The organism is Lentibacillus sp. (assembly GCF_035301925.1).
GTDB lineage: Bacteria > Bacillota > Bacilli > Bacillales > Amphibacillaceae > Lentibacillus.
Genome location: NZ_DATGTI010000129.1, coordinates 1 through 8,897, shown reverse-complemented (window position 1 = coordinate 8,897; position 8,897 = coordinate 1). Strand labels below are relative to the sequence as shown.

General features: G+C 40.2%; 11 protein-coding genes and 1 pseudogene. 4 read left to right on the top strand and 8 right to left on the bottom strand.

Going from position 1 to position 8,897, the window contains the following annotated elements:
- The first annotated feature begins 603 nt into the window (after window positions 1-603).
- Together VK080_RS10890 and VK080_RS10885 are read left to right on the top strand one after the other, a co-directional pair.
- Complete coding sequence (locus VK080_RS10890) at window positions 604-1,161, top strand: sigma-70 family RNA polymerase sigma factor (RefSeq protein ID WP_324224795.1); 558 nt, start codon at window positions 604-606, stop codon at window positions 1,159-1,161.
- Window positions 1,162-1,203: 42 nt separating this feature from the next.
- Window positions 1,204-2,211 carry a DnaD domain protein gene (locus tag VK080_RS10885; protein WP_324224794.1) on the top strand — a complete coding sequence of 336 codons (1,008 nt, stop codon included), beginning with the start codon at window positions 1,204-1,206 and terminating at the stop codon, window positions 2,209-2,211.
- A gap of 90 nt (window positions 2,212-2,301) precedes the next feature.
- Here the strand turns inward: VK080_RS10885 and VK080_RS10880 are convergent, their stop codons facing one another.
- The 4 genes from VK080_RS10880 to VK080_RS10865 all read right to left on the bottom strand — a co-directional run bounded on the left by VK080_RS10880 (window position 2,302) and on the right by VK080_RS10865 (window position 5,677).
- Complete coding sequence (locus VK080_RS10880) at window positions 2,302-3,069, bottom strand: hypothetical protein (RefSeq protein ID WP_324224793.1); 768 nt, start codon at window positions 3,067-3,069, stop codon at window positions 2,302-2,304.
- Window positions 3,062-3,988 (bottom strand): ABC transporter ATP-binding protein, encoded by a 927-nt coding sequence (locus VK080_RS10875; RefSeq protein WP_324224792.1) that lies wholly within the window; start codon window positions 3,986-3,988, stop codon window positions 3,062-3,064. The genes VK080_RS10880 and VK080_RS10875 overlap by 8 nt, the downstream gene beginning before the upstream one ends.
- A 79-nt stretch (window positions 3,989-4,067) precedes the next feature.
- The gene (locus VK080_RS10870; RefSeq protein ID WP_324224791.1) at window positions 4,068-4,763 is read right to left on the bottom strand and encodes a response regulator transcription factor; all 696 of its coding nucleotides are present in this window, start codon (window positions 4,761-4,763) and stop codon (window positions 4,068-4,070) included.
- Window positions 4,748-5,677, bottom strand: a complete 930-nt coding sequence (locus VK080_RS10865; RefSeq protein WP_324224790.1) for a HAMP domain-containing sensor histidine kinase — start codon at window positions 5,675-5,677, stop codon at window positions 4,748-4,750. The genes VK080_RS10870 and VK080_RS10865 overlap by 16 nt, the downstream gene beginning before the upstream one ends.
- 125 nt (window positions 5,678-5,802) lie before the next feature.
- Between VK080_RS10865 and VK080_RS10860 the strand changes: the two are divergent.
- Window positions 5,803-6,020: pseudogene (locus VK080_RS10860) on the top strand (IS256 family transposase); the annotation flags it as partial.
- A 112-nt stretch (window positions 6,021-6,132) separates the two neighbouring features.
- On the opposite strand, the gene VK080_RS16045 reads toward VK080_RS10860, so the two are convergent.
- The 4 genes from VK080_RS16045 to VK080_RS10845 all read right to left on the bottom strand — a co-directional run bounded on the left by VK080_RS16045 (window position 6,133) and on the right by VK080_RS10845 (window position 7,762).
- Complete coding sequence (locus VK080_RS16045) at window positions 6,133-6,351, bottom strand: hypothetical protein (RefSeq protein WP_414672245.1); 219 nt, start codon at window positions 6,349-6,351, stop codon at window positions 6,133-6,135.
- A 26-nt stretch (window positions 6,352-6,377) separates the two neighbouring features.
- The gene (locus tag VK080_RS16040; protein WP_414672244.1) at window positions 6,378-6,902 is read right to left on the bottom strand and encodes a hypothetical protein; all 525 of its coding nucleotides are present in this window, start codon (window positions 6,900-6,902) and stop codon (window positions 6,378-6,380) included.
- Window positions 6,903-7,217: 315 nt separating this feature from the next.
- Window positions 7,218-7,433: a DUF2922 domain-containing protein gene (locus VK080_RS10850; protein WP_324224789.1), complete on the bottom strand. Its 216-nt coding sequence runs from the start codon at window positions 7,431-7,433 to the stop codon at window positions 7,218-7,220.
- 101 nt (window positions 7,434-7,534) lie between these two features.
- On the bottom strand, window positions 7,535-7,762 hold the full coding sequence (locus tag VK080_RS10845) for a DUF1659 domain-containing protein (RefSeq protein WP_324224788.1): 228 nt from the start codon (window positions 7,760-7,762) through the stop codon (window positions 7,535-7,537).
- Between the two features lie 530 nt (window positions 7,763-8,292).
- Between VK080_RS10845 and VK080_RS10840 the strand changes: the two genes are divergently transcribed.
- The coding region (locus VK080_RS10840; RefSeq protein ID WP_324224787.1) for a DUF3862 domain-containing protein at window positions 8,293-8,897 on the top strand (605 nt) is incomplete at its 3' end.

Sequence of the window (8,897 nt, the reverse complement as noted above, 5' to 3'; positions counted from 1 at the left end):
AGCTTTTATTCTTTGCTAAAATATGAAATACTTTTAAATGATCTATGTTCAACAATCATCACTCCCCTCCTTAAATCTTGCTACAAGGTTAAATATTACATCAATATATTACTGTCTACAAAATTATCAGGAAAGCGTTTTCAATTTAAAGTAAAGAGTTCCCAATCTTTTACCGCCCCAAGAATCTTTTTTCGAAATTTAATTCCTAAGTAGTCTAAGTGTATAGTAAACTCTACAATTTTTCTTCATTCAGGAGACGGAGAAATAACCGTCGTCCGTCATGCGGTCTAAACGATCATAATCTATGTAACCACGATCAAATACGTAGATTGCTTTCTTGTCGTAATTGTCCATATTCTGAGTTCCTTTATATTGGATTTGGACAACAACCACCACTTTCATTATAAAGGATTTTTTTATACCCAGAAACCTTTATTTCGGAAATAATATTCTTAATTTTCTTTTATTTTTTATGCGACACTAGTGACCTCTGAACAATTCTATAAAAAAATAAAAAAGTTTTCGTGATCATGCCACCTTTTCGCCTTTTCTTTCGATTATAGAGGTAGAAGCACTCTATCAAATTGCAAAAGGAGCCATCTCATGGACAAAAAACTGACTTTTGAAGAGATTTTCGAGCAAAATGAACGGCGGATTTATTATCAGATTCACAAGATGCATATCGATGATCCACATCAGGAATTCTTTCAGGAGGGGTTAGTCGCTCTTTGGAATGCCTATGAAACGTATCAGCCAGACAAAGGCGCCATGGCAACATACTTCAATTATACCATCCGGAACCGCCTGATTGATCGCATGCGCCGCGATACCAGGCAAAACGAGATCCATCAGCAGTCCGCACATGATCAAAGAACACGGCACACTGACGGCAACTACCACCGTGGTGCAGATGGTTCACGCCCAATTGCCGCTAATCAGCACCTTCCACTGAATGACTCCGATCTTTGGAAAGAGCTCCAATCCCAATTAACGGACAAACAATGGAAATGGGTATATTACGCTATTATTCAGGATATGTCATACAAAGCAATTGCTGAACAGGAAAACACAACCGTTGATGCCGTCAAAAGCTGGGGCAAACAGGTTAAGAAAAAATTGAAAAACCCACGCGTCCGTGAATTGCTTTCATGTGACAAATAAGCAGTACGCCAGTCAAAACAATACATAACGAGGAGATTCCATATGAACTATTTAAAAGAATTAAATGCGTTTTACCAGCAGATTATTTTTAACCCGCTTTCAGGATCGGCCGTTGCACTCTGGAATACATTGATGCATTTCAATAATCTATGCGGCTGGCAAAAGAGTTTTTCCGTACCTGTGTCGATCATTGAGTTGAAATCCGGCATCAAAGGAACGTCTTTCAAGCGAGCCCGCAGCGAACTGCAGGAAAAGGGATACATAACCGTCACATCCAGGGACGGCAGCCAGACAGCTGTCTATCAAATGATTTCACAAGTTAAACCAATGTACCAGGTTGACAGCCTGTCTCAAACCAAGCAGGAGAAGGAGCCTGCAAGCGAACCAGCAGAACAGCCAATCGCAGGCCAACAAATAGAACATAAACAGCAAAACAATTCGATTCACCATATGAACCATACACCGGACGACATTGTGGACCATTCCGCCGACCGCAATACGGACCACAAAACGGCCCACAGTCCGGCCCCATTATTTAAACGAAATAAAGACAAAAGAAAACTTAAAAATAAAACAAAACACAAACCAACAACAACATCAGAAGCTATCCGGTTCTACCAGGATAATTTTGGTGTGGCCAGTTCCTATGTGACTGACGACATCATCAATTGGATTGCTGATGTTGGTGACCTGCTTGTCCTTGACGCCATGAAACGCGCTCTTGAGCAAAACAAAGCATCATGGCGCTATGTGAAAGGCATCCTCAAAGCATGGGCAAGAAAAGGCATAACGACTGTAGAGCAAGCCACTGCCGACGAAGCAGCATTCCGCAATCGGCAAAGCCAAAAATTTACGCAACCTGCCGCAGCCAAAGCCGAAGTTGTTCCTGAATGGTTCAAAGAGCAAAAACGAAAACAGGCATTGGAAGAGAGGCAGAAACAGCATGAGGATACAACGACTTGTTTGCCTGGCTCTAAGGAATGGGAGGAATGGGAGGAGTGTGAGCGACTATTGGCGAAGTATTCGAAAAGGAATGCAGACGTTTGTTAATTTGATGGGTACCTGTGACTCCCACGCCCTCAGGCAGTGCAAGAGGGTTCTTTTCAGCCCTCTTTCCACACCTTTTGTAGATGCTTTTAGCTATTTCAGATCCTCTTTTGATTTAAAATGAATGGCAATCACTGTAAATATGATGATGGAAACCACCGCAACACTGCCGACATGAATCAAGTCAGTTAAATCAGCAAAATCCTTTATTTGCGTAATCGTATTGACTAATAAATAATCAGAAGCAAACGCGTCATCAAACAGCAGAGACTCAAAACTGCTCAGAATCATGCCAATCACATTCAGTACGAAGACGATGCCAATCGATATACTAATCAACATGTTTTTGGTTATGACCGAAGCACATAAAATCAGAATGGAAAAAGACCACTGCAGCAAGAATTGGCCGGAAAGCAAGCTCATAAAATAACCAAGATCCCCGATCGCACTGTTTTCAAAAAATAGTGAGCGACCGATGAAATCAGCGACTAACAGCGTCAAAAACATGAATAGCGTAAACACTCCCTGAATCAGTATCTTGGAGAATACGGAATGTGAGCGTGCATGTTTCATCGTTATATAGTTTTTGTAAAAACCCGCGTTCTGCTCACTCATATAGAAGTAAACCGTGAACACCATAATATACAAAAGCATCCATGATGGCGACTGAGACAATACATATTGGATATATTCGCTGGCATTCATCGCACCGGGCTGTATACCGCTTTCTGCCATGGGTTGTTCGTACACACTCATCATGTAGGTACCAAATATTTGGAAAGCGCAGAAGATAAGCAGCAATACATACATCATTTTATTTCCGATAAAGCGATGGAAATCCATTTTGAACAGATTAATCATCACCATCACCTGCTCTTCCCGTACGCTCCAGAAAATACTGCTCCAAGCTTTGTTTATGTTTGTTAATCGAATGAATCGCAATGCCTTCAGTGCTTAAACGTTTAATGATCTGGTGGTTTTCCACGTGTGAATCATAAATATACACTGTCTGCTGATTGATGACTTTATAGTTCTGGATGTTCAGCGATTCCTCCAGGAAAGGAATCACTTCTTTTGCTTCGTCTACTTCAATTTCAATGCGTTCTTCACAATTAAGCAGCAACTCATGTTTTGAAACCGTCTCAATAATCTTGCCTTGATGAATAATGGCATATCGGGTCGCTACTTTTGACAGCTCCTCAAGGATATGGCTCGTAATGATGATGGTTAGCCCCGATTTATTCAATTCTAAAATTAATTCCCTTATCTCTTTAATTCCCTGGGGATCCAAACCATTGATCGGTTCATCAAGAATTAAAACATCCGGACTGCCCAGTAAAGCGATGGCAATACCGAGTCTTTGTTTCATTCCCGTTGAGAAATGTTTCACCTTGGTCTTATTTGTGGGATGCAGCCCGACAAGACTCAATAATTTGTTAATCTGCTTATAACGATTTCGCATCCCATAAAAAATGGCTAACAATTCCATATTTTGATAGGCCGTATAACCTGGAAACAGCCCCGCTTCTTCAATTAGCAATCCCATCCGTTCATAATACAGCTGGCTTTTTGCTGAATCTTGATTAAAAAACCGAATGTCTCCTGATGTTGGGTAAATTAACCCGCCAATCATCTTGAGTAATGTTGATTTTCCTGCCCCATTTTGACCAATGATGCCAAATATCTCGCCTCTGCTTATTTTGAAAGACGTCTTATGCACTGCTGTGTTTGTTTTGAACTGTTTGGTGAGTTTGTTCAGTTCAATCACTGCATCTGACATCTGATCACCTCCCTGATACAAGTAAACAATAAAGCTATTAAAACATAGCAAAGAAAAGGTTAAGATAATTCAAAGTGTATCAGGGACTTAACCTGAAGCCGATTCCCCAAACCGTATCGATATATGTTTCATTGTCATGCTGCTTGATTTTGCTGCGAATATTGCTGATATGTACGGTAATTGTTTTATCTTCACCGACATAATAATCCTCCCATGCGCGTTCATACAGATCTTGTTTCGTAAACACGCGGGATTTGTTTTTGACCAGCAGTTCAACGATGTTATACTCCTGTCTTGTCAGTTTTAACTCACTGCCATTAACCACAATGGCCCGTGTATCGGTATTCAGGGTAAGATTTTTATGCTTATATTCACTGACGGATTGATTTAATCCCGCTCTTTTTATGTGCACGTTAATCCGGGCAAGCAGTTCCTCAATTTCAAACGGTTTGGTGACATAATCATCAGCCCCCATTGCAAATAAGTTTAATTTATGATCCAGTTTGTCCTTTGCTGACAATACAATCACGGGAATAGCCGAATTTAATTCAGTCCGCAGCTCATGTATAAATGATTCGCCGGACAGACCCGGCAGCATTAAATCAAGTATAATCAGCTGATAGTCATAACGGGCAATATGCATCTTTCCTTCGCTACCGGAAAATGCCTGTGTGCACATAATGTTCTCCTGCCGAAGTGCGTTAAAAATGACATTATTGATATGCTCATCATCTTCAATAATTAATATGTTCGGCCGCTTCAGCTTTTCCTCCATAATTCTTCGTCTCCCCCGTCTGTTTTGTTGAAAGCTAAACTGAGACAAAATCGATTTTGTTCAATATCTGCTCTCACATCACCATGCATCTTATCCATTAACGATTTGACAATATACAGCCCCAGGCCTGAGGAATGGTTGGTACGTGAAGCATCTTCCTTGTAAAAACGTGTGAATATGTTCGTAAGGTTAATCGATGTCCCCTCTTTCATGTCATTTATAAAATGCACGATAACCTTATGCTCCCTTTCTTCGTAACGAATGGTCATCGTTTCTTCTCCGTGCAGTAAATAGTTTTTTATGATATTTTCAAAAACCCTTTCCAGCGCACTGCCATTACCCATAATATAAATTGAAGATTCCGGCAAGTTTATATCCGGTTCACAACTTCTTTGTGTAAATTCATCTATAAATGTAAACAAACACTTTTTCAATAGATTAACCAGTTCAATCGATTCAAGATCCAATGAATAGTCCTTATTTTCCAGTTTCGTATAGAGGAACAACTCATCTACGAGACTGTTGATCTGTCCCGTCCTGGTCTGAGCCTGTGTGATGAAATGTTTCGTTTCCCGGGCTTCTTCTGTACGGCCAGCAAGCTGCAGGTAACCGTCCAGTGACGTAAGTGGGGTTCTGATATCATGGGAAAGGCTAACAATGGTTGCATTGATTTCATCATTTTTATTAATAAATTGCTGATTCAACTCTCTTTGACTATTTAGCAGTGTGTTACACAAATTGATGAGTTGAGAGATTTCTTTTGGTTTAATTTGCGTTTGGATAAACTTAAATGAATGATGCTCCGAAATAAAAGCAAGCTGATTCCCAATCGCTCTAACCTGACTTTTGTAATAGAGTAAATATATTGTCACGATTATCAGCAAAACGGACAACGTGATCAGCAGGACAACCATACCTTTACATCCTCTCCGACTTCTGTAAATTTATCTTTATTTTAGCACATTCAGGAAAACATAATCCCCCGGAAGACGGAATGAGTTGGACTGGTTAACGGCAGTGCCATTCGTAAGGTGATGTCACTACAAGCGCGGAAAAATACATCCATTCCAGCTTTAGAGAAGTGACCAAAAAAGGAGCATTTCCAAACGAAAATGCCCTTTTAAAATTATTATATTTGCGAATCAAAGAGCTGGAAACCAGATAGGATGGTGGCCATATACAAAACTGGCAATGGTTATGAATCAGCTCCTCGTACACGGGAGTCTTAAGGATAGGGTTTTAAAATATCCGGCGTAAATTATAATTTACACATTTTTACAAACCCATCGCCTCTGGCAGTGATTGCTGGAGGCCGGTACTCACTTATTTTTCAACCGCCCAGGGTAATACTGTTTAAACTCTGTGCGATTCATCTTTCTTTCAATGCTTCAATTTCTTCCTGATCCAACCCCGTCACTTTTGTGATAAATTCAATCGATGACCCTTCTTTCAGCATCTTGATAGCTACTTCTTTTATGCCCTTCTCCTTACCAACCTTTTCCCCTATTTTTTTACCCTTCTCTTCATATGAAATCGGGATCTCCATAATTTTATCAGCTTCATCCATACGTTTAATTTCATCCTTCAATTGCGCTTCCTCCGTTTCATTCAAAGTTAAATACTTTTCAAAAATCCGTACACCAACCGCTGTTTTGCGGGATTCAATTCCATTTTCACAAGCATCCTGAGGAACTCTTTCTTCACTTGTACTTTTTCATCTTCAGTATAGCCCATTTTGCTCAATAACGCTGCTGCGGCAGGGTTGTTAGCTCTTATATAGTCCCGCCAGTTCTTTTTTCGCAAATGCAGCGTTAAGTAATTAAATGTCAGGACATGCATGAATGGAAACGTCATTGTATACTGGTTCTTTTCCCAGTTTTCATCATAACTAAAAACCGCTATTGGAACGATCGGCTTGCGATATATATGATACAGCAAACTGAAATACTGATACATGCGCTCATGGAAATTGGTTTGTTTTGTACTTTGAGGTTCAACATGAATAATGATGACGGCTTCCGTTTCTTTCAGTGTGGTTTCGACAGCAATATCGAGTCTGCGTGTCTCTCCTTCCACCAGATCAGTAAAAACTTCTTTCGATAATGGCTTGATGGCATGAAAATCAACTATATCATGCACCTCTGGAAAGAACGCATCGAGGAACTCCTCGAAAAAATTAAATCTTTAAATAGCTGGTCATGCCGGATATAGTCAGAGGAAGACCTTTCCTTAACCAGTGCTAGTTGGGGCATTTGTGCACTTCCTTTTGTGGTTTTAGAGGGGCTGCATTCAGTATACCAAAATAACTGAAAATAACAACAATTATGGTCTACCATAACATATACTTTGAAAACAGCCACAGAAAAAGAAGTAGAGACATTCAAGGATTAGCATTGTTAACCCAAAAAATATTTTGAGAGGTATGCTAGTATAAGCACACCTCTCATTAGATACCTATGGCAATTCAATCTCCTGAACAGTCCGGTCAACGATCCGTGCTTCTTTGATGGATACGAGATTGCCGCCTGATGATGTGAATGCGTTCTGGTTGATAATCTCTTCCATCGCAGCCTTGATGGCTGCCGGATCAGCAGGTTCGACCGGTTGTTCCAATGAATATGTGACAGTCTTTTTATCTTCATTCAAAAATTTCAATTCCAGTTTTTTCATTATGCCACCTCCTTCCCGCGCTGATTCGAATCCAGCAGAGCTGTAATTTGTAAACGACCGAATCTCTCCAAGGAGCTATGCGGCTATAGCTTTCTCATGCCTTATGCTCCGGCTGTGATTTCAGAACTGTCGTTACGCTCCACTTCTGTCAGCGGACGCTGCTGCAGGGATGCAACCGACGTAGCAATCGCATAAAGTTGATCGGCTGTTGCGGCTGTTTTGACATTGTTGAAGCCTTTCGTTTTGAAAAGCTGCTTACCGGATACTTCGTCTACCCCATCATCCAGGATAAGTCGCAAGCGTGAGTTGACCATTTGCTGTTCGGCCATGTTGCTCACCTCCCTTCACCCTTATAATCGAAATAAAACGAAAAAAAGAGGCATGAAAAACTTTTTGAATTTCCATGCCTCTTTTTCCAGGCTGGATTCGATTATAGGAGAAAGAAGCATTGTACAGTTAAAGAGCTTTTGCGGTGGAAATAAAGAAAACAGGAATCTAGTCTTTAGCACCGATTCCTGTTTCTCATCTAAAAAACTCATAAGAAACTATTATTCTTCAAGTTCTGTTTTGAAGTTGGGCTTAAATACATAAAGAGGTCCTGCCTGACCTAGACTAAGCCTGTATAAAAAAAGACCTGACTCAGTGCAAGGATTTATTCGCCATACCGCACCCTCTTTAACCATTCCAAATTTGAAATGCTCAAAAATATTACTTAAGAAGAATCGTGCTGAAGAAAATATCAAGGCTGTACTATTTGTGAAAGTCTGTCAGCGACCTAGTTTATAAGGTACACATTAAAATGTACCCCCTATATTTTATAATTACGGGTGTAGATAAAAATTTTTAGGGGGTAATTAGTTTGAAAAAATTTATGAAATTTGGGTGCTTAGGATTTATAGGCATTTTTGCAATTATTATCATTGCAGCTGTAGCTTCTGGAGGAGGAGAAACGGAAAACACAGCGACTAATAATACTTCTCAGGCAGAAAACAGCGATAATAACAGTGCTGACAAAGCAAGTACTTCCTCAGGAAACTCCGAAAAAGAAAAGGCTGAGGAAGAGAAATCGGGTGATGCATCAGAAACAAAAGATGATAGTACAATAACAGGGGAAGAGTTTGAAAAGATATCAAACGGAATGACTTATGATGAAGTTGTTAAGATAATCGGCAGCGAAGGAACAGTTCAATCCGAAACCGGAGAAGAAGGATCTCAATTTCACACGATAATCTATTCATGGGACGGTGCAGATGGTTGGGGAACTAATGCAATGCTAACTTTCCAGGACGGTAAATTACAAAGCAAAGCTCAAGCTGGCGTGGGTAATGGTTCTGAATCGGATGTCACTATCACCATGGACGAATTCAATCAATTGGAGAACGGCATGACTACCGATAAAGTTTTCGAAATCATTGGTGGTGAAGGCGAAATAACTTCACAAACGGGAGAAGAAGGGTCTCAATA

Coding starts and splice junctions, on each gene's coding strand:
- VK080_RS10870 (WP_324224791.1), bottom strand. CDS start 4,763: ATGGAGGAAAAGCTGAAGCGGCCGAACATATTAATTATTGAAGATGAT.
- VK080_RS10845 (WP_324224788.1), bottom strand. CDS start 7,762: ATGGCCGAACAGCAAATGGTCAACTCACGCTTGCGACTTATCCTGGAT.
- VK080_RS10875 (WP_324224792.1), bottom strand. CDS start 3,988: ATGTCAGATGCAGTGATTGAACTGAACAAACTCACCAAACAGTTCAAA.
- VK080_RS10850 (WP_324224789.1), bottom strand. CDS start 7,433: ATGAAAAAACTGGAATTGAAATTTTTGAATGAAGATAAAAAGACTGTC.
- VK080_RS10880 (WP_324224793.1), bottom strand. CDS start 3,069: ATGATTAATCTGTTCAAAATGGATTTCCATCGCTTTATCGGAAATAAA.
- VK080_RS10865 (WP_324224790.1), bottom strand. CDS start 5,677: ATGGTTGTCCTGCTGATCACGTTGTCCGTTTTGCTGATAATCGTGACA.
- VK080_RS10890 (WP_324224795.1), top strand. CDS start 604: ATGGACAAAAAACTGACTTTTGAAGAGATTTTCGAGCAAAATGAACGG.
- VK080_RS10885 (WP_324224794.1), top strand. CDS start 1,204: ATGAACTATTTAAAAGAATTAAATGCGTTTTACCAGCAGATTATTTTT.